Genomic DNA, 25,068 nt, shown 5'->3' with positions numbered 1-25,068 from the left:
ATCATGCAGCTCATCCAGTTCATCCTGATTGTCGGAGTCCTCATCGCAGCAGGTCTCGCGATGAAGTTCCTGCCCGGCGATCGGTCGCTCGCACTGAAGCGAATCTTCGCACTGTGCTTCGTTGTGGTCGCAATACTCGCGATCCTATTTCCCGGCGCGCTCAGCGCAGTGGCCCAATTCATCGGCGTCGGTCGCGGCGCCGATCTCCTGCTCTACATCTTTGTGGTGATGACTCTGCTATTCGCTGTTGCCACGATTCGGGCGAAAGCTCGCAGCGACGCTCGTGTGACCGACCTCGCGCGCGCCGTCGCGCTCATGGACGCGCGAATCTCTGAGCGCACCGAGGCGCCCGAGTCGGACACTGCTGCATGATGTCATGGCTCGCACTCGCGGCCCCTGTCGGTGTCGCGATCGGATTGCTCGCCCTGTTCGGTACTCCCATCGCCTTCGCGCTCAGACTGCGGGGCTTCTTCGCAGCTGTCGCGGCGGCTCCAGCTGCGCTCGCAATCGTCGCGCTCTCGTCGCTCCTGTCGCCACTGCTCGGCTTGTCTTGGGGCCCCCTCGTCCCGCTCGCGCTGACTGTCGCTTGCACGGTGTTCCTTGGAATACTCGGCCGCTGGCTCGGGCCTCGTGCGGCAGTGACAGCTCGGGCCCACCGATTGCTGGTTCCGCTCGGCGCGGCAGCGCTCGGCGGACTCGCAATCGCGGCGGCGCTGGTGATGAGCCTCAAATCACCCGATGCGGTCTCACAAACGTACGATGCGAACTTCCATCTCAACGCGGTACGCCAGATTCTTGATTCGGGAAATGCGTCACCGTTCGCGATGGATCTTTCCGCACCCGGAGACCAGGTCTTTTACCCGACCCTCTGGCACGCTCTGGTTGCACTCGTCGCGCAAGTTACTGGCGCCAGCATCCCTCTCGCAACAAATGCTCTAGTGTTCGTTGTTTGCACAGTGCTGTGGCCCATTGGCATGGTCGCGCTGGGGCGCGCAGTCGCGGGGCCGAGCGTTCGTGTTTCGCTCGTCTCCGGGGTCCTCGCCGCGGCTTTTCCAAACTTCCCGCTCGCGCTGGTCGGCTACGGGGTGTTGTACCCCAATCTGCTCTCGCTGGCCATCGTGCCGTTCATCATCGTGGCATGCATGCAAGTCCTTGGGCTCGGCCATGCACGTAGCGCTGAGCACACCAGTCCTGGCACCGCCTGGCTGCTCCTCGGTGGAGCGTTTGGAGCATCGATCTTCGCGCATCCGAATGCCCTCCACATCACGCTGCTGTGGCTCATTGCTCCGACAGCTCATTGCGTTGTCCGCGCATTTCGAAAGAGCAAGATCCCTACGTGGGCCGGCCCACTCGGAGAGCAGTCTCGTGCCCGCGCGCTGAGCATGGTTGGCGCTGCTCTCGCCTTGCCCGCGCTTGCTCTCGCGTTCGCGGCGGCATGGTACTTCGGCCGCACTTCAGACAATCCTTGGGGCGGAAAGCATGGGCCGAAGGGAGCAATTCTCGATGCGCTGGGGATGACCCCGCACCTCGAGGGACACGTCTGGCCGCTCACGCTTCTCTTCTTTGCAGGCTTGGTGATTGCCTGTCGTTTGCCGCGACTTCGCTGGGCAGTGGGAAGCGCAACCGTACTGCTCGGCGTCTATGTCATCGCTGACGGGTTCCCACCCAGCGAATGGCGAACGGCTATCTTGGCTCCCTGGTACAGCGATCCCTGGCGGCTCTCAGCGCTCGTCTGGCTCGGAGCATTCCCACTTGCGGTCTTGGGGGCAAGCTGGCTCTGGTCCGTTGCAGCAGTGGGAGTGAACCGTGCTCGGCGTATCGGCGGGGTCACGCGCTCGCTACGTCCATTCGCCGCTATCGCGGGCGCGGTGCTCCTGTTGGCTGCGACGCAGGGAGCTGGCGCGTTTGCAGGAGTGCAGTATGTGAGCAGCAAGTACGCGGCCAATGAGGAGTCGCCGCTCCTCACGCCCGATGAACGCGCATTGCTTGAGCGCCTTCCCGAGCACGTTCCCGAGTCTGAGACCATCATCAACAATCCCTGGAACGGCGGGGCGCTCGCCTACGCGCTCGGCGACCGAAAGGTGCTGGTTCCGCATACAGGTGGAGCCTATGACCCCCGCATATTTGAGCTGATCGAGGGAATCGACGACGCCAAGCCCCACGCATGTGACCTCAGCAGAGAGTTCAACGCACAGTTTGTCCTCGATTTTGGCACTGAATACGTCTTTGAAGGCACGCCTCTTGCGAAGCCGTACTCGCCGATCAGTGACATCGAGAGCGCCCCCGCTCTCACCGAGGTAGACCGTGAGGGAGATGCAGTGCTGTACCGCGTCGATGGGTGCAAGTAAACCGACCGTTCATCCTTCAGGCATACACTGAACACGTTTTGCAACACACGCCGTTTCCCGGCAGGAAGAAGCACACATGAGCATCAAGTACGGACTCATCGGACTCGGAATGATGGGGCGGCATCACGCACGCGTCATTCGCGAGACCGAGGGAACGGAGCTCATTGCGCTGGCTGATCCCGCGGGTGACCCGCACGGAGTCGCCGGCGATACCCCCATCCACGACTCTGTGCAGGGGCTTATCGATGCGGGTGTAGAGGCCGCCGTCGTGGCGGTCCCCACGCGGTTCCACGAGGACGTCGCACTCGCGCTCGCCGAAGCGGGAGTCCACACCCTGATCGAAAAGCCTGTTGCTCACACGCTCGAGGCTGCCGAGCGTCTGGTTTCCGCGTTCGAAAGCGCCAACCTTGTGGCCGCAGTCGGCCACGTCGAGCGTTTCAACCCGGCGCTGGTGAGTCTGCGTGCTCGCATCGAGAATGGTGACCTCGGTGAGGTCTACCAGATCCAAACCCGCCGACAGGGCCCTTTCCCGGCACGAATTGCCGACGTCGGCGTGGTGAAGGATCTGGGGAGCCACGACATTGATCTCACCGCGTGGCTTGCGCAGTCCCACTACGCGAGCATTGCCGCCCAGACCACCTGCCGCAGTGGCCGGGAGCATGAGGACATGGTCGCGATCACCGGGACGCTTGAGAACGGGATCATGGTCAATCACATCGTGAACTGGCTCACCCCGTTCAAGGAGCGGCTTACGCTTGTCACCGGCGAACGCGGTGCGTTTGTGGCTGACACCCTCACCGCAGATCTGACGTTCTATGAGAATGGCACAGGTCACGGCACCTGGGACGCAGTCACGACGTTCCGCGGTGTCAGCGAGGGCACGGTCACCCGGTTCGCGCTGGACAAGCGGGAGCCGCTGAAGAGCGAACACGAGGCATTCCGTGATGCAATCCTCGGCACCCGCCAGGACCATGTCTCGCTCCGAGAGGGCTACGAGACGCTCCGTGTCGCTGAGGCCGCAATCGCTTCCGCGAAAAGCGGAGACGCCGTGAAGTTTGGAACCAAGGAGTAAGCGTGTCAGACCGCATTAGCGCTCAGGCTTTTATTGGGGAAGGCGTCGAGCTGGGAAACAACGTCACAGTTGGTCCCGGCGCAGTCATCCTCGGCCCGTGCGTCATCGAGGACGACGTATGGATTGGCCCTGGCGCACAAATCGGGGCCCCACCTGAGATGTCAACCCTGCCGCAGAACGCAGCATGGGCGGGCGAGCTCACCCACGCTGGTGTACGGATCTGCTCGGGCGCAGTCATCCGCGAGGGTGCTGTTATCAACCAAGGAAGCTACCGCGAGACGACGGTCGGCGCCCGGAGCTGGGTCCTGAACCGTGCCTACCTTGCGCATGACGTGCTCCTGGGCGAGGACGTGACTGTCTCCGCGGGTGTTTCTATCGGTGGCCACTGTGTGATCGGCGACCGCGTCAACATTGGCATGAATGCCGTTGTTCATCAGCGTCGCGTGATTGCACCTGGCGCCATGATCGGTATGGGGACGCCAGTGACGCGCGATGTGCCTCCGTTCGCGAAGGTCTACGGCACGCCGCCCCGCCTCACTGGCGTGAATGCTGTCGGGATCGAGCGCGCAGGTCACGCCCCGGAGACTGCAGACGCGCTTCTCGCGCACTACGCTGCAGGTGAGTTCTTTACGGGGGATGACTGGATCCCGGACGACCTCGGCTCGCTCTGTGATGCAGTCTCATGGTGGCGTGCGCAGGGAGACCTGACCGCCGTCACCTTGTCAGGTCATTTCTCCCCCAGAGAAGCGCAGTAGGATACCTCCTCGTGGCATATCAAGCAGCACTTACTGACCCAGATTTCGACACACCAGGTCAGAGCAAGGGTCTCGTTGATGTATTTCGTCACCGATACCTGTTGTCGCTCCTTTTCAAAAAAGGAGTAACAACGAGATATTACGGATCAGCCCTCGGCTGGGTGTGGTCCTACATCCGACCAGCTGCGCAATTCCTGATGTATTTCCTCGTAGTAGACGTCATCATGAGAGCTACTCGAGACATCAGCCAGTTCCCCGTGTATCTGTTCGCAGGGATCGTGGCTGTGAATCTCTTCAGCGAGGTACTCCGAAACACAACGAACGCGATCACCGACAACGCAGCCCTTGTAAAGAAGATCTACCTGCCGAGAGAGCTCTTCCCTGTTTCTGCCGTTGGGATTGCCCTCGTGCATTTCCTCCCGCAAGGCGCGCTGCTGCTCATAGTGTCCATCCTCTTGGGCTGGACAGTTTCCTGGCTGCAAATTGTGACGCTTGTTGTAGGCGTTGCCCTAATCGTAGTTTTCGGCCTCGGCTTGGGTCTATTCTTCGGCGCCATCAATGTCGCCTACCGTGACGCCAAAAACTTCGTGGATCTCATTCTCATGTTTTCCACGTGGGTGTCACCCGTGCTCTACGTGTGGACAATGGTTGCAGACCGAGCCCCAAATTGGCTCTTCCACCTCTACATGTCGAACCCAATGACGGTCGCGGTGGAGATGTTCCACGATGCGTTCTGGCTGCCCCTCGCGCCAGACAGTCCTCGGCCCGATGCACTCCTGACGTATGCGCTTATCGGAAGCGCCATCGCAGTATTTACGCTGCTCCTCGGGCAGCTCGTTTTCCGTAAGTTGGAGGGGTCCTTTGCCCAGAAGCTCTGAGCCAGACGTGCGTCCAGCAATCGTCTTCAACGAGGTTGTGAAGTCCTTTAAGATTAACCACACCCATTCGCTCAAAGAGTCTTTCCTGGCTGCCATACGCAGGAAGGATTTGAGCAGCAGCTTCCGGGCAGTCGATGGCGTGAATTTCGCGGTTCCTGAAGGGCAATCGATTGCACTCCTCGGACGCAACGGTTCGGGAAAGTCGACAACGCTCAAGCTACTTTCGGGTGTCATGCGCCCAGATAGCGGTTGGATTCGCACACGCGGCCGAGTTGCGGGCTTGCTGGAGGTCGGCGCGGGCTTCCACCCAGATCTCACTGGACGGGAAAATGTCTACCTCAACGCCGCCATCCTGGGGATGTCTCGCGAAGAAACTGAAGCGCGATTCAATGACATCTTGGCTTTCTCCGAGATCGGTGATTTCATCGACACGGAAGTCAAACGATACTCGTCTGGCATGTATGCCCGGCTCGGCTTCTCAGTAGCTGTCCACACGGAGCTCGACGTCCTGCTTGTCGACGAAATTCTGTCCGTGGGCGATGCTCAGTTCCGCAAGAAGTGCGATGAAAAAATGCTTGAGCTACGAGAGCAAGGGAAGACCATGTTCATCGTTAGCCACAATGCCAGCCAAGTCAAGCGGCTCTGTGAACGGGGCATAGTGCTCGATCGTGGCGAAGTCATCTTCGATGGCCCGATCGAGGAGGCCGTAGACACAATGAATGCGAGACTGGTCACAGAGCTGCCCTATCCCGTTCTTGGCAGCATTCGAGACGTCTACGATCAGAACCCGGGATTTGGTAAGCCAGTTGGACCCGCTGTCCAAATCTCAGAGTCTGAAGGTAGCTCCTACCAAGAATTTAGCTCGGGGATCATCACTACGTTTCGGGGGTCCGATGGCGAGGCCCGAACCTTTGGCCTGGGCAAGGGAATATTCCTTGCTGCGTACCGCCGCAACGGTGGGCCAGCAGGACCTTGGGGGTGCCTCGATGGCGTTCCGCAAGGCTCTCTCGAGCAGTATGAAGAACGACGCCTCCCGTTCCAACACGGCGTCGCATCGAATCACATCGAAAGAGGGCTGAGGTTCGAAGCTCATGATTCCCACATGTAGCGTTCAGTTGCTGTCTGATTCCAGTCGTAAAGCGAGTTTCTACTTCTCGCTCTCGGGCTAAGGCAGTTGGCACCTTGTTTTCTCACATACAGCGAGGGCCTCCGGTACGGAATATTCCGTACCGGAGGCCCTCGCTGTATGTGTCAGAAAAAACTACCTGGCACACTGTGCCATTGGTTTTACCTCTCTGAGAACAAGGCGCGATACTTCTTATTCACCTCTGATTCGTAAGACACCGGGTTGAATCGTGCCAACTCTCGAACCGGAGTCCCCTCCATTAGGACCCGGTGCAACGCGCCGGCTACGCCTTCTGCGTCGGGATGAAAGCCAATCCCGAGCCGGTCCTGCCCAACCACAGGCAGTAAAGCCGGTATCTTGCTTGCAGCGATGGGAGTCTGCAGCGTGAGTGCTTCAAGAAGCACGAGGCCTTGTCCTTCGTGCACAGAAGCCATGATGACGAGGTCGCTCGCCTTCATCAGCGGGTAGGGGTTCGAAAGGTGTCCAAAAAACTCGACCTGAGACTCGACGCCCAAATCAGACACAAGTCTTTTCAGATCAGACGCCATCGGGCCTTCACCCACAAGTGCTACCTGAACAGCTCCCAAAGTGTCACGGTTCTCAGCAAGAGCCCGAATAATCGCCTCTTGGTTCTTCTCCGGAGCCAAACGTCCGACTGCGGTGACGTGCAAGCCCGGCCGCGTCAGCCAAGCATCTTCAGCATCAGTCAGTTCCACTTGACCGAGTTCTGCAATGCGTGTCGGGTCAATGAGGTTCTCAATCACCCGATGCCGATCGCGAGGCACCCCATACTCTTCAAAGAGCATGTTCTCATTGTCTTCGCGAACGCCTTCGCTCACCGAGACGAGAAAGTCGAACTGGTCATAAAACTTGAAGGATGAGTCAAGCCAGGGGTACTTGATATCCCGCTCTCGCACCATAGCGCTATGCAGGAACTGAGCGTTCCGCGGTGCAAGCTGCGGTTTCTGCATGCCAATAAACACAGACTTCGCAGGAGAATAGCCGTCAAATTCGATCGCGATATCAAACTCCGCTGTTCCAAAGAGTCTTCGCGCTTCGCGTTGTTCCGACCCACGTAAGACGTCGATCAGATTCTGATGCAGAGGAACCTTGCCTTCAAGGGCCTGTCGAAGGACTTCGACTTCAAGCCGAGTACCCGCATGCTGGCCCACAGCAAGCAGTACGTGGCTGAACTCCTGCAGAGCCTCTACTGCGTCTGACGTGCCATTCTCCATAATGTCACGTGTCAGTAGAAGATACGGCTCTACCGGCTCCGCCCTAAAAGACGTCACCATATTCTTCAACGCGCGAGTGATCCCATTGGCATTGAGCCCAGAAACGGAAATCAGTGGGCGGACTTCATCCCTCGGCGGACCGTCCTCCTTAATATCGTCTTGTTGCACAAACTCCCATACCCGCTGCGACGCACTCCCGTCCTCTTGCGCGTAGAAGGACTTTTGCTTCGCCGTTCTCTCTTCAAAGCGCTCGGGAGTCTCCAGCGCGTCGTTTAGTGCTTCCCGCAGTGATTCCAGGCTAAAGCAGCTGCGTCCAAGAATCTCCGAATGAGAAAAGTACAGACCACGTTCTTCTCGGTACGACTCATAGTCAGGAATGTACTTGATCACTGGACGCTCAAGCACACCAAAATCGAAGATGATGCTTGAGAAGTCGCTTACGAGGACATCTGTGATCGACAGCAGCTCGTTGGAGTTCACAGAAGCGGGAACGAGTGCGACATCGCCGAACTCCTCGTTTCTTCGCAGTTCAGCTTCGACAAAATGATGTGCTCGCATGATCACTTGTGCGCCGCTCTGCTGCATGGTGCGTACGGCAGCAAGCGTCATAGAGAGGTCGAAGGATTCATCCGAGACAGAGCCACGCCAGGTCGGCGCGTAGAGCACAACAGGAGTGTCGCGCGAAAGCCCTAGCTCTCGCCTCAGCTGGTCCTTCCTCGCTTCAGAAAACGAAACTGTCAAATCGATGCGGGGGTACCCTGTGACTTGTGTCACAGCAGGAGAAAGCAACCGATCAACGTTTTGGTCGCGAGTCAAAGCCTCAAGTGTGTGACTGTCAGGGGCAATAATGTGAGTCGCTTGGAGCATGTTCCGCGCAATGTTTCCATAGGAGAACGGATCTCCCGCTACGCGTTTACCCAGGTGTTTCCACGGAATACCGTGCCATGTGTTGAGATACCTTTGACCCTCACGACGGTAGTATGCAGCCTCAAAGCTCGTGTTGTTGATGACGGTGCCAGCGGTAGCCAGCATTCGCGCAGCATTTGCGCTCGAGCGCAGGACGAAAGTGACCCGCGAGTCAGCGCGTAGACGTTCGTCGATCTCCGCATTCGAGTTCACAATCCACACATGCTGAAGATGGCTGAGCGACGGCTCACCCAACGCGTGCAAGCACAAGGCCAGCGGATTGCAGGAGGTAGCCCCACCGTGGAAAGACTCATAGACTACGAGGTCTTGTTCCACCGGGAACAGCTCAATCGTCTCAGCGAAGGTCTCATGCCACCGTGGATGAGGTTGTGAACGACGTGCACCAAAATATGGAAGGGTGGCGCCCCGTTTGGAGGAGACCAGTCGAAGTGCCTCGAATGCCAGTTCGTACTCGCCATTCTGGGCATAGCGCGAACCGAGCGTATGGGAGACATAGGTCAGCGCTCGGTGCGTGGAAACGCCTCGTAGCGCACGTCTAAGATCCTCGATGCTCCACTCGCGCAGGTGCTTGCTCGACGCCTGCGTGACCGCACTGAAGTTCGGTTCGCCCTTCAAGGACTTCGAATTCAATTGTCGTGAACGGAGTAGAACATCAACCGCTTGCTGAGTTCGTCCCTGCTGCCCGAGATTGATCCCGGCTCGATAAAGGGAGTCTGGGTCTGAAAGGCCTCTTTGCTCGGCGTCAAGGAGCAACTCGGCAGCACGGTGGAAGTCCCCAAGATGCTCCAGAAGTAGAGCAATATCTTTGATGCGTGACAGCGGGGCACCAGAATCGCGCTTCAGGTACCTATCCGCAATGAAACTGGCTGTTTCCCACTCTCCCTGAAGGAACGCAACTCGAAGTTCCGCCCAATCCCTGCTGCCGTCCAAGTCCGAACTTGCTGGCGCTTTTGAAATGTAATACTCAGCGGCTTCGATATCGACCATCGTGGAGTAAGCATCAGCAAGTACGAGCTCAGGGGCGACCGACGGTTTCTTTCGTCCGCGCCAGTATGTGTTGAGCGCCCGCTTCCTCGCTTCTTCCCGCCCAACGCGCCTGAATGATTCGGCGGCGGCGAGCATCCCCGAGGCCGACGCCCCGTCAAGCTCGGCTTCGGAAAAAGCCTGAGCCGCTGCTTCGAAATCACGCTTCGAATACTCGAGATACCCCAGCTGCACCAGAGCCGCGGAACGCTGCTTGGATTCCTGACTGAGCTCAAGAATTCTTTGTATGGCTGACCGCTCTCGAGAATGATTCCGCCGGACACGCTGATTTGCGGCTTCCTCAAGGTAGATAGGAAGGTAGTCGGGATCTATCTCCTTGGCGAGTTCAAGCGCTTCGTCTCCGCGTCGGTAGTCCCCCCAGCCGTACCAAAAGTTGACAAGAAAGGTGAGCCAAACTGCGTCATCATTGTGCTCGGCTTGAAGCTCCTCTGCGAGTGCACGAACTTTGCCGGCGGGAAGCACACGTCGCAGCTGATTCAGGTAGCGCGGCACAAGTTCCGGATATTCCGGGAGCATTCCCTCTAGTTGGCCTTGCAGCTTGGCAAATGCAGCTGAGTTCACTGCTGCACGCCCCTGGCGGTCAATGATCACACGGAGGAGGAGGAGCCACCGTCTCCACGGTCGGCGGTAGGAAAACGCAATACCAATGGCTCTCCCGACATTCGTGATCATCGCGCTCCTAAAGGTGGGTTTGACTGCGAGTCAAAGCAATCAGTTTACCCTCTCTAATTGCTTCGCTCCTCCTGCTTACTCTTAGAGCTCTGGGCTGGGCTCGTTGCGGCCCTCCCAGATCGAGTGCGGCTTCGCTTTCACGTCACTCGGCCCCAGTCACACCAACACCTGAGTCATCTTGCGGTTGCGCAGAGCGCAATGACTCTTCGTCGTCAGACGGTTCGCCTTTTGGGGCCGGAGAGACAGTCGAGGCCTCCTCCTCTTCACCTTTCTCTTGCGGAGCTTCTGCGTCCTCCTTCTGGGGGACGTTGAGGTCATTTGAGTCTCCTTCAAGGTGTCTCATCGCGGCCTTCGGCGTTACGACAGCCTTGCCAGCCGCGGTGTACTCAATAGTGCCGCCCTGGAAACTCTGCACCAGAGACCCGTCCGCCCGTTTCTGCACACCACTCGTCGGATAGCCGAGCACCCCACGCCAGTAACCGCTCTTCTGATACGCAGCCCGAATCGGATCAGTCACCACCTGAGCACCCGTACTCGGCGAATAGAACACCGACCCACCAGCAAAACGCTGACCCAAGCCACCACCCGGGTACGACTCAACACCACCCGCAGGGTAACCCAGCACCCCACGCCAGTACCCACTCTTCTGATACGCAGCCCGAATCGGATCAGTCACCACCTGAGCACCCGTACTCGGCGAATAGAACACCGACCCACCAGCAAAACGCTGACCCAAGCCACCACCCGGGTACGACTCAACACCACCCGCAGGGTAACCCAGCACCCCACGCCAGTACCCACTCTTCTGATACGCAGCCCGAATCGGATCAGTCACCACCTGAGCACCCGTACTCGGCGAATAGAACACCGACCCACCAGCAAAACGCTGACCCAAGCCACCACCCGGGTACGACTCAACACCACCCGCAGGGTAACCCAGCACCCCACGCCAGTACCCACTCTTCTGATACGCAGCCCGAATCGGATCAGTCACCACCTGAGCACCCGTACTCGGCGAATAGAACACCGACCCACCAGCAAAACGCTGACCCAAGCCACCACCCGGGTACGACTCAACACCACCCGCAGGGTAACCCAGCACCCCACGCCAGTACCCACTCTTCTGATACGCAGCCCGAATCGGATCAGTCACCACCTGAGCACCCGTACTCGGCGAATAGAACACCGACCCACCAGCAAAACGCTGACCCAAGCCACCACCCGGGTACGACTCAACACCACCCGCAGGGTAACCCAGCACCCCACGCCAGTACCCACTCTTCTGATACGCAGCCCGAATCGGATCAGTCACCACCTGAGCACCCGTACTCGGCGAATAGAACACCGACCCACCAGCAAAACGCTGACCCAAGCCACCACCCGGGTACGACTCAATACCGCTCAAAGGAGCACCCAGAATCCCTCCCGATCCTCCAGTCTCTACATACTTCGCTGTGACAGGATCAAGCGCCGTGGGGGACCCGAACCATGTGTTGTAGAAGTTGTAGAAATTGCGGTTGCCGTATGAGGAGCAGGCGTCACCCGTCCCCCAGCCCGCATTCAGCGCCGCCTGGTTTGGGCGGTACGGCGTGTAGATGTAGAGGGAAGCCGTCGCGCGGTTCTCGATGTACACGTTCGACGTGCCACAGCCCAGGTTCGGGTGCCACTGAACCGTGTTGTTCTGGAAGGGCTTGTAGCGGTAGCTGTCCGGGAAAGCGCGGTACACCTTGTATTGCCACGCCGAGTAGTAGACCTGGTTGAAAAAGCCGTAGTACTGCGTGTCACAGTTCGCGGAGCCCCCCGGGCCGGAGTCCGGGCAGGCGTAGCCCATGGCGCGGTCGAACTGGTGCTGCGCCGGGAAGTCATCCTGAACGAGCGACTGTTCCTTCTCAAGCATCACGAGCAGAACTCGCTGGCTAATGCCGCACGCTTGGCCGACCTTCTGGATGATCGTCGCGGCGCTCTCGCCCTTGCTGCCAACGTAGCTACTGCAGTACGGGTTTGATGCCATGCTGCGGGAAGGAAGCACCGCATCCTTCAGGCATTTCGTGGCAAGCTTCGTCGATCCGCCACCCGGGAAGTAGTAGGTCCCTCCAGCTGGTTTTCCCGGGTCGCCGATCGTGCAACGCGGGACACGCTGGTTCAGGAATGTCTGCACCTGGGCTGCAGACATTGCCGTGCCCTGATAGAAGTTTGCATCGGAAATAATGTTGCCCGGATTGAATCCGTTCGACGGGTTCGCGAGTGCGGGAGAAACTGGCGAAACTACCAGACCGACACACAGCGTGAGGAAGGCGGTAGCGAGCGCTGCCCAAGTTCCAGCACGTCGAGCACGCGGCCGTTTCTGGTCGGTCTTATGCTCAGTACGCTGTCTGGCCACTCGGCTCCTCGTTTCGTCTAGGCCCCCACCCGTTCACCCGAGTTTACGCACTTGCGGGGAACTCATAGGAAAAGATGCGTCGCATGTTGCGTGAGAAGGCCTGTTCAGGCAGAGCGGTCGCCGGGGAGGCCGCCGCTCACCAGGCCGCGGAACAGCAGACGCTTGAGGCCCGCCGGGAGCAGCCGGTAGGCGCCCTTCATGACGACGTTGCGCAGGTATTCTCCGCGCGAAATGAAGCCCATCTTGCGCAGTTCACCTTGCAGGCGCCACTCCGTGCGCGCTTCGGTCCATCCGCCGCGGCGCGCGAACGCGCCCGCTCCCACGCGGTAGCGGAGCAGCGGCTCGGGGATGTTCTCGACCTGCGCGCCAGAATCGATGAGCCGGATCCCAAGCCAGTAGTCCTCCATCTTGCCGAACGACTGGTAGCGGCCGATCCGATCAAGAGCTGCCACCCGATACATCATGGTCGGGTGATTGAAGGGGTTGTGCGTGCGCGCGTGCGCTCGAATCCGCTCCGCACCCACGGGCGGCGTGCGCACTGAAGAAATCTGCTCGGGATCGTGCTCAAACTCCGCCATCCCGGTGCCGACCAAGTCAAGCCCGGTTTCCATCAGCGCCCACTGGCGCGCAAACCGCTCGGGCATTGACACGTCGTCGGCGTCCATGCGGGCGACGACCGGGTATGAGCATGCGTCGAGGCCACGGTTCAACGCCTCGGTAAGGCCACGGTTCTCGGGCAGCGTGACCCGCACCACGGGAACCGGGCTCGCTTTCTCGATCCGCGCGAGCTCGTCCGCAAGCGCCTGCGGGACGGGGCCGTCTTGCACGATGACAGCTTCCGCGGGCCGCAGCGTCTGGTGGTCGACCGAGCTCTCGAACGCGAGGCGCAGAAACTCTGCGCTATCTCCCGCGTAGACGGGCAAGAGCAGCGAGAACTCAGCTGTCGGAGCAGCGGGCGCGGAGGGATTCGACATGATCCCCCAAGCCTATCCCGGTGCCGCGGGGCACCCCAGAACGTTCCCGCGGCACCGCGGGCGGCCTACCGGAGCGGGGCGCGGTACCCAGCGGCCTGAGCTGCGGCCACGGTGGAGAAGCACTCCTCAGGGACGGTTCGGCTGTAGTACGTGCTTCCCGGAACGTGGTAGATCCACTTCTTGCCTGTCTGGTTACCCTTGATGGGCGCCCACGCCGGGCAGGTGCCCGAGTACCCGGGGTTGTAGCGACTCGGGGTCTTCACCACGCCGGTGGCGTTCGACACCTGCGCAGCGGTCGAGTACCCGCTCTGCGAGCCCGTGACGCGCACCGAAATCCGCTTCCCAATGTCGCCGCTGCCCACGGTGTAGCTCGACCCAGTCGCGCCACGAATCGCGGCCCCATTGCGCAACCACTGCGTACTGAGCTTCGTGCCCTTGGTCCAGGTGCCACGCTTGACGGTGAGCTTCGACCCCACCACAGCCGAACCCGAGATGGTGGGCTTCGGGCTGCTCAGCACCTTCGGGATGCTGCGCGTACCGGAGGTCTTCGCCACGGTGACGTAGCCCGACTTCTTTCCGGTGATGCGCACGGACACCTTCGCGCCGCCATCGGACTTCGTGAGCGTGTAGCTCGCCTTCGTCGCGCCGCTGATCGCCTTCCCGTTGCGCAGCCACTGGTACGACAGGGAGACGGGGGCCGGCTTCCACGCGCCCGCCGAGGCCGTCAGCTTCGCCCCGACCTTCGAGGTGCCGGAGATCTTCGGCGTCGGTGCCGCGGTGAGCGTCCAGAGCACGGTGCCGGTGGCGGCGGAGGTCACTGTGCGGGTGCCGTACCCGGCAAGCGTGCCCGTGACGCTCAGGGTAATTTTCTTCCCCGCATCGGCGGAGGTGAGCTTGTAGCTCGACCCCGTTGCCTTCGGAATCGCGGCACCGCCGCGATTCCACTGGTATTTGAGCGCCACGCCGCCGGGCTTCCAACTGCCCACGGAACTCTTGAGGGTGGTGCCCACCACAGCGGCGCCCGAGATCTTTGGCGTCGCGGTGGTGAGGGTGCCAGCGGCCACGGCCTTGCCCACCCCAACGGAGGCTGCGGCCGGCGTGAAACCAGCGAGCTGCGAGGTGACCGTGACCGTGATCTGCTTGCCGAGGTCTGCGGCGACAAGGGTGTAGCTCGCCGCGGTTGCCCCCGCGATCGCCGAACCCGCGCGCTTCCACTGGTAGCTCAGCGCCGCACCGCTCGGCACAGATGCCTGCGCGCTCACGCTGAGCTTCTGCCCCACGGTCGCGGTGCCCGAGAGCTTCAACGCGCCGGCGCGGAGCGTGCCGGGCTTCACCAGCACTGCCTCGGAGGCGACCGTGAGCGGATCGGCTCCCGCACGAGACGCGGTGACGGTCAGCCGGACGCTCTTGCCTGCGTAGTCGCGAAGCAGAGGGAACGTGTCGCCGGTGGCCCCGGGGACGTCACTGCCGTCAACCTGCCACTGGAGGGCGAAGTCAAGATCCGGCGCCAGCCAGAGCCCCGGCGTGCCGCGGAGCGTCTGCTCGACCTGCGCGACGCCGGTGACGCTGGGCAGCTGCTCGGGAGCGGGGATGGGCCCGACCTCGCCGGGGTCGGTGACGCCAAGATCGGGATCGGTGTTCTCGCCGCCGGGCCCGGGCTCGACAGGAGTATCGGGACCGGGGACGAGCGTCTCCAGCGATTCCTCGAGCAGCGTGACAGTGGGGGTCGTGTCTGCACTGCGTTCATCGTCGACGGCGAACGCCGGTCCGGCGGGAACGCTGAGCACGAGGCCCGCGGTGAGCAGCACGCCGAGCAGCTTGCGCATGAAATCCCCCTAAATTTTTACAGAGACTTCACATTGTAATCGCAAAGTTCATGCGCGGGTGAGACGGGAACCCCGCTTAGCGCTCCTCGAGCTTCGACAGCTGGTCCACCGCAACCATCACGTCGACGGGCACGCCGGTGTCGCGCAGCACCTCACGCGTCGAGCGCGGCGCCGTGCGCCAGCCATCGCGCCACCCGCGACGCAGGCAATCGCGCAGCTGCGCGCGATCCCCCGACGCACGGAACGTGCGGAACCAGCGGCGGGCCGTCGCCGCCGAGTAGAGCAGCTTCTCCCACCCTGCAAGCGCGCGGCTCGTGCGGAACACCCAGAGCTTATTGCGCACCTCGAAGTAAAAACGCGCGCCCGGATCCTGATCGCTCGAGCCCCGCTTCACCGTCTTGTGCGTGACCACCGAGCCCGGCACGTAGAGCCCGCGAGCGCCGCGCAGTAGCCGCGCGGAGTACTCAAAGTCGTCGTTCCACAGGAAGTAGTCGGCGATCGGCAGCCCGAGGTCGCGCACGCGGTCAGCACGAAGGAACGCGGACACGAACGAGATGGAGCGGATCTCCATGGCCCCGGCAGCGGCAGCGCGGGATCGCTCAGTCTGGTCCGCCCGAATCTTTGCCTTCGGCGTGTTCATGGGGTGGTCTTCGCCGTCGGTCCAGACCACGCGCGACCCCATTACAGCGAGGTCGTCCTGCCCGGAGGCGAGGTACCGCTGATGCGCATCGAGCGCGCCGGCGAGCGCATCGGGGCCGGGCACGGTGTCGTCGTCCATCACCCACACCCAGTCGATGCACTCCTCGGCGACAGCGGCAGCGATGCCGGTCGCGAAACCGCCGGCCCCACCCGTGTTCTCCGTGAGGCGGATCAGGCGCCCGCGCTCGCCCCAGTGCTCAAGCATCTCGGCGGCAACGGCGGCGGAGTCGTCATCAGACGCGTTGTCCACCACGACCAGGCGGTCGACGGGTCGGCTCTGCGCGGCGAGGGCGGCGAGAGATTCCCGCAGCAGCTCGCGCCGGTTGTAGGCCACCAGAACGGCGGTCACGCGCATGCGCTCACACCCCTTTCGACTCGTGTTGGGCCTCGGACAGTCTAGACGGCACCACCGACACCCCGGCCGCGCACGCTCAGCGGCGCAGCCGGGGCATCGCTCGCGCTACTCCTCGGGAGCTGGTGAGGCCTCGGCAATGCCCTGCGCTACCAGTTGCCGGATCACGTCGAAGTCCGGGTAGTCCGGATCCACCTCCGGCGGCACCAGCTCAACGTTCAGCGGCTTGTGCGCGCTCGCCTTCGTTGCGAGATCGAGGAAGCGACCGAGCATCGACTCGGGCAGATCCGTCTCCACGAGCTGCGTGCCCGCGGCGGCGATCTTCTGGAAGTTGAGCAGCACATTGCTCGGGTTCATCTGGTCAAGGATGGCGGCCTGCAGCTCGCGCTGGCGCTCCATGCGGTCGTAGTCGCCACGATCCGAGCCATAGCGGGATCGCGCGTACCACTGCGCGGTGTAGCCGTTCATCTTCTGCAGACCGGGCTCGATGTAGCCGTCAACATTGTTGCCGTACTGGTCGCCACCGATGGGCAGTCGCTCCTCGACGTTGATCGTCACGCCGCCGAGCGCATCGATGATGCTCTCGAACGCATCCATGTTGAGGAGCACGTAGAACTGCACCTCAAGCCCCGTCGTCGCGGTGACCGCGTCCTTCGTCGCCTCGATGCCGGGCGACGACCCCTTCGCCTTCGCGTTCGGGTACAGCTCGGGCTGGAACAGCTCAACCTCGGCGTAGAGCCCGTTGAGGATGCATCGGCCCACCTCGCAGCCACCCCAGTCGCCGTACGCATTCGGTGCGACACCGAAGCCGTTCGGGTGGATGTCGTACATGGGCGAGTCCTCGGGGAACGGCACCCCAGACAGCTCGCGCGGGATCCCGATAATCGCCGATTGCCCGGTCTTCGCGTCGATACTCACGAGCGAGATGCTGTCGGGGCGCAGCCCCTCGCGGTCGGCGCCCGCGTCGGTGCCAAGCAGCAGGATGTTGTAGCGACCATCGACCGGCTCCACCGCCGGGGCACCGCTGAACAGCCCGGAGAGCAGCTCGCGGCCCGCGTTGATCGTCGTCGCGGTCCACGCTGCTCCCGCGGAGGGCACCACGGTGAGCAGCACGGAGAGGATCGCGATCGGCACGCGCCACCCCCGATGCGTCTTCACGAGGCGCGTGAGGCGCAGCGTGTCGAAGCCGAGTACCAGCCAGAGCACCGCGTAGAACACCAGCAGGATCTGCAGCACGAGCAGCACCATGCTGTTCGCAAAGAACGACAGGGTGGCCACCCGCGCGAAGAGCAGGCCGCCGAGCGCCGCAAGCACACCGACGATGAGCAGCGAGGTCGCCACCGCCCCGAAACGGCCAAGCTTCCGGTTGCCGGCGAGCAACTGGGCGCTCCCCGGGAACAGGAACCCGATCAGCACGAGCCACCGCGCCCGCTTCGTCATGAGCGGTGCGGACTCGGTATCCGGGTAGCGCAGCGGCCGCTCGAGGTCGAGCGTCATGCGGTGTAACCGCCCGGGTTTGCAGACTGCCACGCCCACGAGTCGCGGCACGCCTCAGCGAGCGTGCGGGTGGTGCGCCAGTCGAGCTCCTCGTTCGCTCGCGCGGGATCGGCCACGACCTCTGCCACATCGCCCGCGCGCGGCGGCGCGACCACGTAGGGAACGGGGCGGTTCGACGCCTCCTCGAAGGCGCGCACCACCTCCAGCACGCTTGAGCCGGTGCCCGAGCCCAGGTTGTAGGTGCGTACGCCGGCCGCGCCCTGCTCGAGCGCGGCGACGTGCCCCTCGGCGAGATCCATCACGTGGATGTAGTCGCGCACGCCGGTGCCGTCTGGGGTGTTGTAGGTGTCACCAAAGACGCTGAGCTGCGCGCGCTTGCCGACGGCCACCTGGGCAATGAACGGCATCAGGTTGTTCGGGATCCCGGCCGGGTCCTCGCCGATCCGCCCCGAGGGGTGCGCGCCCACCGGGTTGAAGTAGCGCAGCAGCACCGCGCTCAGCTCGGGCCAGGCGTGCTGCGCGTCGCGGATGATCTGCTCGTTCATGAACTTCGACCAGCCGTACGGGTTCGTGAGCCCCACTCCGGCGCGCTGCGCCTCGTCGATCGGCGACACCTCTGGGTCGCCATACACAGTCGCGGAGGAGCTGAACACGAGGTTCGCGACCCCGCGCTCGCGCATGAGGTCGAGGAGCGTCAGCGTCGAATCGATGTTCACCCGGTAGTAGCGCGTCGGCTTGGCAACCGACTCGCCCACGGCCTTCAGCCCCGCGAAGTGGATGACCGCGTCGAACTCCACCCCGTCGAGCGCGGCGGCGGTGGCGACGCGGTCGGCGAGGTCAGCCTCGATGACGGGGATGGTCGCTCCGGTGAGCTGCTCCACACGCCGCACCGCCTCGGGGCTGCTGTTCGAGAAGTCATCGAGCACGATCGCGTCGTGGCCGCGCTCAGTGAGAACCAGGGCAGTGTGCGAGCCGATGTACCCGGCGCCACCTGTCAGCAATACACGCATGCGAACTAGCGTACTTTGCCTGGCCGTGTGCTTCCCGGCAGCACGCGCCGAAGCGGGAAAACGCCCAATCCTGAACAGATTCGCACACTGACCGAATGGTCGCTTGGCGAAAGTGTTGCGATTCGGTCTCGCTCGCGCGCGGCGGGGCCTGCTCGGAGCGGTTTCACGAGGCCGCACTCCGTAGAATGTGAACATCAGATTTATGCGACCTGACTTGGGTAGAAAGGGGATCGGGCGTGGCAACACTGACCCTCATCGCGGATCCGTTCCCCGACTGGGAGGCCGAGGCTCAGGCCGCCGCCGCTCGCGACCTCGCCGTAGCGATCGCCGAGACCGCACCCCGCAGCTGCAGCGCGCGCTACCTCGTCTCGCGCGGCGCAGCGAACCCGCAGTTCACCTCTCCGCTCATCCGCACGGAGCAGCTGCCCATGCGCGCGGGCATGCTCCCCTTCGCTTGGCAGAACGGTGCCACGGCGCGCCCCCTCGACGGCGAGTTCGTGCACGCGCTCACCCCGCTTGTGCCGCTCCGCTCACGCGGCGATGACGATGGCTCGCAGACCTCGGTGACTATCTCGCACGCGCTCGCGTGGGAGGCGCCCGCCCTGCTCGGCAACACGCAGGCACGCCTCTACCGCGCCTTTGCGCGACGCGCAGTGCGGCACGCTGACGTGATCCTCACGCCCACGCACGCGACCGCCCGAGTCCTACAGGAGAACTACGGCACCGATCTTCCCATCCAGGTGCTGCAGCCGGCGCCGCCGCGCGAGTACCTCGCGGGAACGGATGCTGCAGAGCGTCGCGCAACACTTGAGCTGCCGCCCCGTTACGCGCTCACGACCGCAGCCCCCGGCGAGTATGGCCGCCTCGAGTGGCTGCTCGACGCGATGCGCGCCGACCCCGCGCTCGGCTCGCTCGTGGTGATCGCCAGCCTCGATCCCACTCCCCCGAGCCGCGACAAGAGCGGCGCGGATCCGGTCGCGGCAGCGATCCCGAGCGAACTGCAGCATCGCGTGCACATCGTGCAGCCGCGCGAACTCGCCGACATCGGTGCGGTGATCGCTGGTGCCGACGTGCTGCTTATGCCGCAGACCTTCGCGGGCACGGGGTATCTCACCATCGCCGCGTTGAGCGCTTCGGTGCCGGTATTGCACGCGGGTCACGCGGCCACGGCGGAGCTGGTACTCGACGCCGGGGTTGCCGCCGAAACGGCGGAGGAGTTCGCCGCAGAGTGCAGTCGCCTCATTCGGGATCCCGAGGCGATCGCGAAGCTTGCCGTGCTCGCGGGCGATCGCGGCCGCGGCTTCAGCTGGAACGGCGCAGCCTGGCAGCTGTGGGAGACGCACGCGAACCTGTAGTTCGCGCCGCCTCCCGCGGGCTTAGCGGCCGCCGTCCGCCTCGGCGTCAGCGTCCACACGCGCCTGCAGCGCAGCATTCTTAAGCTCCACCATGTCGGTGAGGCTCTGTGCGTACTCGGCAAGCTGCTCCGACAGATCGGGATCGCTCGCGCCGAGGATACGCGCCGCGAGGATGCCCGCGTTCTTCGCGCCACCGATCGACACGGTGGCCACGGGGATGCCGCCCGGCATCTGCACAATGGAGAGCAGCGAGTCCATGCCGTCGAGCATGGCGAGCGGCACCGGCACGCCGATCACGGGGAGCGTGGTCATCGAGGCGACCATGCCGGGCAGGTGGGCCGCGCCGCCCGCACCCGCGATGATCACGCGGATGCCGCGCTCTGCCGCGCCGCGCGCGTAGTCGACCATCTTGTCAGGCGTGCGGTGTGCGCTCACCACCTCGACCTCGTGCGGAATGCCGAAGTCGCGCAGCACCTGCACGGCGTCGCCCATCACGGAGAAGTCGGAATCGGAACCCATGATGACGCCGACGAGGGGCGTTGCGCTACGTGCCATGCCCCAATCGTACCGCGCGGGGTGTGGCGGTCGCGGGCCTAGTCGAACGCTGCGGCGGCGGCCTTCGCGGCGGCGCGCACCTCGGTCATGTCGTCGCCGACCACGGTGACGTGACCCACCTTGCGGCCGGGTCGCGGCTGCTTATCGTAGCTGTGGATCTTGGCGCCTGGGTGGGCAGCAAGCGCGGCCGCGTACCGCACGGGCATCGGCCCTTCAGCGGGGCCGCCGAGCACGTTCACCATCACCGCGGCGGGCGCGGTCATGCGGGTGTCGCCGAGCGGCAGGTCTGCGACCGCGCGCAGGTGCTGCTCGAACTGGCTCGTCACCGAGCCCTCGATTGAGAAGTGGCCTGAGTTGTGCGGGCGCATCGCGAGCTCGTTGACCAGCACGCGGCCGTCGCGGGTCTCAAACATTTCGACGGCGAGGACACCGGTCACCGCAACGCCCTCGGCAACAACTGCACCGATGCGCGCGGCTTCGTCGAGCGTTGCCGGGTTTGCCACGGGAGCCGGGGCGAGCACCTCTGCGCAGACGCCATCGCGCTGAATGGTCTCGACCACGGGCCAGGTGCGAGTCTCACCGCTCGGGCGCCGGGCGACGAGCTGCGAGAGCTCACGTGTGAAGTCGACGAGCTCTTCGACGAGCAGGTGGCCGCCATGGCCGTCCTCGTCAAGTGCCGTGAACCAGTCGCGCACCTCGGCGGCGTCAGCGACGACGCGCACGCCCTTGCCGTCGTAGCCGCCGCGGGCGGTCTTCACGACAGCACGGCCGCCGTTCGCCGCAATGAATTCCTGCAGCTCGGCCTCGTTCGACACGGCAGCCCAGGCCGGGATCGGCACGCCGAGCTCGGCGAGCTTCTCCCGCATCACGATCTTGTCCTGCGCGAACTGCAGCGATGCGGGGCGCGGGTGCACGGCCACGCCGCGGCGTTCAAGCTCCTCGAGAATCTCCTGCGGCACGTGCTCGTGATCGAAAGTGATCACGTCGACGGTGTCGGCGAACGCATATACCGTCTCGGGGTCGCGGTAGTCGCCCACCATGTCGGCGGCGCGCTCGGCGCTCGAGCCCTCGTTCTCGGCGAGCACGCTGATGCGCAGTCCGAGGTGAATCGCCGGTGGCACCATCATGCGGGCGAGCTGCCCGCCGCCGATGACGCCGATGCGGATGCTGCCGGTCTCAAGTCCCATGCCCCTATTCTGCCGTACCCGCGCGCTGCCTGCCGCCACCCCCTTTCCCTCCCCCGCCACACCCCACCCCCGGATCGGGGTCACTTCGGCAGGGTGTCGCGACCGTCGCCTGCGCGACACCCTGCCGAAGTGACCCCGATTCTGGGGGCAACGGGAGGCTCGACGGGTTCAGGGTTGCGCGGCGTCACCGGGCGGCGCGCTCGAGGGCACCCGCGAGGCGCTGAAGAAAGGCGCGGGGCGACCGCAGCGTCTCGGCGGTCACCCTGAGCACCTGCCACCCGGCACCCTGGATGCGTTCAATTCGATCCAAATCTCGCCGCATCTGCGCCGCACTTTGAAAGTGGTACGCGCCCTCGTACTCGATTGCCACCCGCCGCCGGGGATACCCAAGGTCCGAGTGGAAGACGGTCGACCCAGCCTGGATGCGGCAGTTCACGCGTGGCTCTGGAAACCCCGCCGCCACGATGAGAAGCCGCAGTTCAGTCTCGGGTGGCGAGTCCACGGGCGCCCGCAAGAGTGGAAGCGCTGCTCGTCTGAGCGGGGCACCGGTGCTCCCACGGTGTCGCCGCATTGCCGCTGCCAGCGCTGTGGGCGTTGAGAGCGGGCGCGTTCGGCCGCCCGCCGTGCGCGATCCCGAAATGAGAAAGTCGCCCGCCGCGACCAAACCAGTCAAGGGCACGACTGCGGCGAGCTGGCACCACACGTCTTCGGCCGACGGAACCGTGAGTCCCGCGACACTCGCCCAGCGCAGCGCACCACTCCGCACGCGATGCCCCTGAATGTTCGGCCTTCTGGGGGCCCGCAACGGCGAGAACGAGCCAACCTCCACGCGGCCGTGCGGTAGTACGGGCGCCGGGATGCCCCAGAGGAGCGCGGCAGACCGCCGCGAGATGAAGAACTCCTTCGAGAGCGCCTGCCCCACCGCGACTGCCTGGTCTCGCGGGCTGTTGGAATCGTACGCCGCGTCTGGGTGGAGCACCACCCCGCGCCCGACCCGCCTCATGTCCGCTGACCTGAAGCGCCCGCGGGACACCCCGCCCGCGCGTAGCTCTGCCACCTGATACGCCTCATGCGGGGCAACGATAGGGGTGCGCGCGGTCATGCGGCCGAGCGTCTCATTACACCGCGGCACTGGGCGGACGAAGCTTCTTCGCCCCCACAAATCCGCAGGCCAGGGCGCCTCAGCCCCGCTGTGAGCGACTCCCTTCACGCCGCCTTCCCCCATCAGCCCGCCCTCCCGCTGAATCGGGGTCACTTGGGCAGGGTGTTGCGCACGGCACACATGCGACACCCTGCCCAAGTGACCTCGGTTCGGCCGAGCGCGGGGGGGGCGGAGGTAGTTGACGGGGGTCAACTAATCCCCTATAGTTGACCCTCGTCAACAATTTGCGCCGTCGACGGTCCCCTCGAGGTTCGACCGCCGCCGCTGCGCCCATCACCCGTCGCGAAGGATCCCGCACCCGAATGACCTCAGCCGCTCCAACCGCTCCCGCTGCCGCGCTACTCTCCGGCCGCGCGAAGCGCCTTGCCCTCACCGGGCTCTTCCTCAGCATGTTCGTCTCAATGCTTGCGATGAACGTGGTCGGCACGTCGATGCCGATCATCATCGCCGACATCGGCGGCACGCAGGCCGCCTTCACCTGGGTGGTCACCGCGACCATGCTCGCGAGCGCGATCTCAACACCCATCTGGGGCAAGCTCGCCGACCTCACGAGCAAGAAGGTGCTGCTGCAGCTCGCGCTGATCGTCTTCACGCTCGGTTCGGCGCTCGCCGGCACCGCGCAGGAGCCGTCCTGGCTAATCGCCTTCCGTGTGCTGCAGGGCATCGGCGCGGGCGGCCTCGGCGTGCTCGGCCAGATTGTGCTCGCCGAGATCGTCAGTCCACTGGAGCGCGGCAAGTACATGGGCATCATGGGCGCCGTCATGGCAGTCGCCACCGTGGGCGGCCCACTGCTCGGCGGCCTGATCACCGACACGATCGGCTGGCGCTGGAACTTCTACGTCGCCGCCCCGATCGCGATCATCGCAATCGTCATGCTGCAGCGCACCCTCCACTTGCAGACCATTAAACGCAAGATCAAGATCGACTACCTTGGGGCGATCCTCATCTCGACAGGCTTCTCGGCGTTGCTCATTTGGGTGACGCTCGGCGGTTCGAGCTTTGACTGGTGGTCGTGGCAGACCGCAGCGATGGTGGGCGGCGGCCTCATTCTGCTCGTCCTCGCTGTGATCGTCGAGATCCGCGCGGAAGAGCCCCTCATCCCGCTCACCCTCTTCGCTAACCGCACCTTCACGCTGTCCGTCATCGCGAGCGTCGCCGTCGGTCTCGCCATGTTCGGCACCGCGGTGTTCCTTGGCCAGTACATGCAGCTCGCACGCGGCCGCTCCGTGATCGAGGCAAGTCTCCTCACGCTCCCCATGATGGGCGGCGTGCTCATTTCCTCCACGATCGTCGGCCAGATCATCACGCGGACGGGCAAGTGGAAGCGGTACATGGTGGCGGGCGGCATCGCCCTCTTCGCAGGTCTCCTCATGATGGGCCAGCTGCGCTACGACACGTCGTACTGGTACGTGGGCGTCTCGATGTTTGTCATGGGCGCCGGCGTCGGCATGACGATGCAGAATCTCGTGCTCGTGGTGCAGAACACGGTCGCACCGACCCAGATGGGCGTCGCCAGCTCGGCGGTCACCTTCTTCCGCACGATCGGCGGCACCGCGGGCATGTCCGCGATGGGCGCGATGCTTGCGCACCAGGTGACCAGCTACATCACGGAGGGCCTGCAGAAGCTGAGCCCCGCGGACCTCGCGGGCGCCGAGTCGCTCTCGAGCGGCGTGCTCCCCAAGGTGTCCGAGCTGCCTCTGCCGGTGCGCCTCGTCGTCGAGTCCGCCTACGGACACGGGATCGGCAACATCTTCTTTGCTGCGGCACCCATCGCGCTCATCGCACTCATCGCCATCATCCTGCTGCCGAACATTCCGCTCAGCTCAAAGAGCAACGCGGAGAAGATCGCCGAGATGCGCGCCGAGGGCGACGGTGCGACGGGCGACATTGAGCAGCCGCGTGCCGCTGACGCGGTGACGGTCCCCACGGATGCGACGGGGCCGATCGCCCTGCCCACCCGCCACGGTCGGGTGTCCGGTTCGAGCCCTGACGGCACGGCGAGCTAGGGTTATTC

At 63.7% G+C, this 25,068-nt stretch carries 18 protein-coding genes; 8 read left to right on the top strand and 10 right to left on the bottom strand.

Translation table 11 applies throughout. The features are described 5' to 3' along the window. Positions 1 to 3: 3 nt before the first annotated feature. The 6 genes from ACR81A_RS02400 (at position 4) to ACR81A_RS02375 (ending at position 6,161) form a co-directional block, all read left to right on the top strand. A complete protein-coding gene (locus ACR81A_RS02400; RefSeq protein WP_440312460.1) occupies positions 4 to 372 on the top strand; it encodes a DUF2304 domain-containing protein in 369 nt (122 codons plus the stop codon). Further along, positions 372 to 2,348, top strand: coding sequence for a DUF6541 family protein (locus tag ACR81A_RS02395; protein WP_440312459.1), 1,977 nt, complete (start codon positions 372 to 374; stop codon positions 2,346 to 2,348). The genes ACR81A_RS02400 and ACR81A_RS02395 overlap by 1 nt, the downstream gene beginning before the upstream one ends. 76 nt (positions 2,349 to 2,424) lie before the next feature. Beyond that, positions 2,425 to 3,420 (top strand): Gfo/Idh/MocA family oxidoreductase, encoded by a 996-nt coding sequence (locus ACR81A_RS02390; protein ID WP_440312458.1) that lies wholly within the window; start codon positions 2,425 to 2,427, stop codon positions 3,418 to 3,420. 2 nt (positions 3,421 to 3,422) lie between these two features. Then, positions 3,423 to 4,175, top strand: a complete 753-nt coding sequence (locus tag ACR81A_RS02385) for a DapH/DapD/GlmU-related protein (RefSeq protein WP_440312457.1) — start codon at positions 3,423 to 3,425, stop codon at positions 4,173 to 4,175. 11 nt (positions 4,176 to 4,186) lie between these two features. Continuing rightward, positions 4,187 to 5,053, top strand: a complete 867-nt coding sequence (locus tag ACR81A_RS02380) for an ABC transporter permease (RefSeq protein WP_440312456.1) — start codon at positions 4,187 to 4,189, stop codon at positions 5,051 to 5,053. 7 nt (positions 5,054 to 5,060) lie between these two features. After that, positions 5,061 to 6,161, top strand: coding sequence for an ABC transporter ATP-binding protein (locus ACR81A_RS02375; RefSeq protein ID WP_440312455.1), 1,101 nt, complete (start codon positions 5,061 to 5,063; stop codon positions 6,159 to 6,161). 179 nt (positions 6,162 to 6,340) lie between these two features. Here the strand turns inward: ACR81A_RS02375 and ACR81A_RS02370 are convergent, their stop codons facing one another. From ACR81A_RS02370 to galE, 7 genes are all read right to left on the bottom strand, one after another. Beyond that, positions 6,341 to 10,057 carry a CDP-glycerol glycerophosphotransferase family protein gene (locus ACR81A_RS02370; protein ID WP_440312454.1) on the bottom strand — a complete coding sequence of 1,239 codons (3,717 nt, stop codon included), beginning with the start codon at positions 10,055 to 10,057 and terminating at the stop codon, positions 6,341 to 6,343. Between the two features lie 142 nt (positions 10,058 to 10,199). Then, complete coding sequence (locus ACR81A_RS02365; protein ID WP_440312453.1) at positions 10,200 to 12,230, bottom strand: LGFP repeat-containing protein; 2,031 nt, start codon at positions 12,228 to 12,230, stop codon at positions 10,200 to 10,202. 311 nt (positions 12,231 to 12,541) lie between these two features. Next, a complete protein-coding gene (locus ACR81A_RS02360; RefSeq protein ID WP_440312452.1) occupies positions 12,542 to 13,411 on the bottom strand; it encodes a glycosyltransferase in 870 nt (289 codons plus the stop codon). A 65-nt stretch (positions 13,412 to 13,476) separates the two neighbouring features. Then, positions 13,477 to 15,237 carry a sunset domain-containing protein gene (locus tag ACR81A_RS02355; protein ID WP_440312451.1) on the bottom strand — a complete coding sequence of 587 codons (1,761 nt, stop codon included), beginning with the start codon at positions 15,235 to 15,237 and terminating at the stop codon, positions 13,477 to 13,479. A 76-nt stretch (positions 15,238 to 15,313) separates the two neighbouring features. Beyond that, positions 15,314 to 16,291: a glycosyltransferase gene (locus ACR81A_RS02350; RefSeq protein WP_202382275.1), complete on the bottom strand. Its 978-nt coding sequence runs from the start codon at positions 16,289 to 16,291 to the stop codon at positions 15,314 to 15,316. Positions 16,292 to 16,396: 105 nt separating this feature from the next. After that, positions 16,397 to 17,785, bottom strand: coding sequence for an LCP family protein (locus tag ACR81A_RS02345; protein WP_202382276.1), 1,389 nt, complete (start codon positions 17,783 to 17,785; stop codon positions 16,397 to 16,399). Then, the gene (gene galE / locus ACR81A_RS02340; protein ID WP_440312450.1) at positions 17,782 to 18,795 is read right to left on the bottom strand and encodes a UDP-glucose 4-epimerase GalE; all 1,014 of its coding nucleotides are present in this window, start codon (positions 18,793 to 18,795) and stop codon (positions 17,782 to 17,784) included. Before galE ends, ACR81A_RS02345 begins: the two co-directional genes overlap by 4 nt. Positions 18,796 to 19,031: 236 nt before the next feature. On the opposite strand from galE, the gene ACR81A_RS02335 reads away from it, so the two are divergent. Next, complete coding sequence (locus tag ACR81A_RS02335) at positions 19,032 to 20,150, top strand: glycosyltransferase (RefSeq protein ID WP_440312449.1); 1,119 nt, start codon at positions 19,032 to 19,034, stop codon at positions 20,148 to 20,150. 21 nt (positions 20,151 to 20,171) lie between these two features. On the opposite strand, the gene purE is transcribed toward ACR81A_RS02335, so the two are convergent. The 3 genes from purE to ACR81A_RS02320 form a co-directional block, all read right to left on the bottom strand. Further along, entirely contained in the window at positions 20,172 to 20,705 is a 534-nt protein-coding gene (gene purE, locus ACR81A_RS02330) for a 5-(carboxyamino)imidazole ribonucleotide mutase (RefSeq protein ID WP_202382279.1), read from the bottom strand. 38 nt (positions 20,706 to 20,743) lie between these two features. Further along, positions 20,744 to 21,892 carry a 5-(carboxyamino)imidazole ribonucleotide synthase gene (locus ACR81A_RS02325; protein WP_202382280.1) on the bottom strand — a complete coding sequence of 383 codons (1,149 nt, stop codon included), beginning with the start codon at positions 21,890 to 21,892 and terminating at the stop codon, positions 20,744 to 20,746. 184 nt (positions 21,893 to 22,076) lie between these two features. Further along, positions 22,077 to 22,994 (bottom strand): endonuclease domain-containing protein, encoded by a 918-nt coding sequence (locus tag ACR81A_RS02320; RefSeq protein ID WP_440312448.1) that lies wholly within the window; start codon positions 22,992 to 22,994, stop codon positions 22,077 to 22,079. Positions 22,995 to 23,356: 362 nt separating this feature from the next. On the opposite strand from ACR81A_RS02320, the gene ACR81A_RS02315 reads away from it, so the two are divergent. Beyond that, entirely contained in the window at positions 23,357 to 25,060 is a 1,704-nt protein-coding gene (locus ACR81A_RS02315) for an MDR family MFS transporter (protein ID WP_202382282.1), read from the top strand. Positions 25,061 to 25,068 lie beyond the last annotated feature (8 nt).

Origin of the sequence: Leucobacter chromiireducens, from assembly GCF_051993095.1 — a bacterium.
GTDB lineage: Bacteria > Actinomycetota > Actinomycetes > Actinomycetales > Microbacteriaceae > Leucobacter > Leucobacter chromiireducens.
Note: the sequence above shows the minus strand (reverse complement) of the source record. Positions and strands in the feature narration are given on the sequence as shown.

Bases quoted from the DNA above. Each gene is read 5' to 3' on its own strand.
- ACR81A_RS02365 (WP_440312453.1), bottom strand. From the start codon at position 12,230: ATGTCTGCAGCCCAGGTGCAGACATTCCTGAACCAGCGTGTCCCGCGT.
- ACR81A_RS02315 (WP_202382282.1), top strand. From the start codon at position 23,357: ATGACCTCAGCCGCTCCAACCGCTCCCGCTGCCGCGCTACTCTCCGGC.
- ACR81A_RS02355 (WP_440312451.1), bottom strand. From the start codon at position 15,237: ATGCGCAAGCTGCTCGGCGTGCTGCTCACCGCGGGCCTCGTGCTCAGC.
- ACR81A_RS02350 (WP_202382275.1), bottom strand. From the start codon at position 16,291: ATGCGCGTGACCGCCGTTCTGGTGGCCTACAACCGGCGCGAGCTGCTG.
- ACR81A_RS02395 (WP_440312459.1), top strand. From the start codon at position 372: ATGTCATGGCTCGCACTCGCGGCCCCTGTCGGTGTCGCGATCGGATTG.
- galE (WP_440312450.1), bottom strand. From the start codon at position 18,795: ATGCGTGTATTGCTGACAGGTGGCGCCGGGTACATCGGCTCGCACACT.
- ACR81A_RS02345 (WP_202382276.1), bottom strand. From the start codon at position 17,785: ATGACGCTCGACCTCGAGCGGCCGCTGCGCTACCCGGATACCGAGTCC.
- ACR81A_RS02390 (WP_440312458.1), top strand. From the start codon at position 2,425: ATGAGCATCAAGTACGGACTCATCGGACTCGGAATGATGGGGCGGCAT.
- ACR81A_RS02370 (WP_440312454.1), bottom strand. From the start codon at position 10,057: ATGATCACGAATGTCGGGAGAGCCATTGGTATTGCGTTTTCCTACCGC.
- ACR81A_RS02400 (WP_440312460.1), top strand. From the start codon at position 4: ATGCAGCTCATCCAGTTCATCCTGATTGTCGGAGTCCTCATCGCAGCA.
- purE (WP_202382279.1), bottom strand. From the start codon at position 20,705: ATGGCACGTAGCGCAACGCCCCTCGTCGGCGTCATCATGGGTTCCGAT.
- ACR81A_RS02325 (WP_202382280.1), bottom strand. From the start codon at position 21,892: ATGGGACTTGAGACCGGCAGCATCCGCATCGGCGTCATCGGCGGCGGG.
- ACR81A_RS02360 (WP_440312452.1), bottom strand. From the start codon at position 13,411: ATGTCGAATCCCTCCGCGCCCGCTGCTCCGACAGCTGAGTTCTCGCTG.
- ACR81A_RS02320 (WP_440312448.1), bottom strand. From the start codon at position 22,994: ATGACCGCGCGCACCCCTATCGTTGCCCCGCATGAGGCGTATCAGGTG.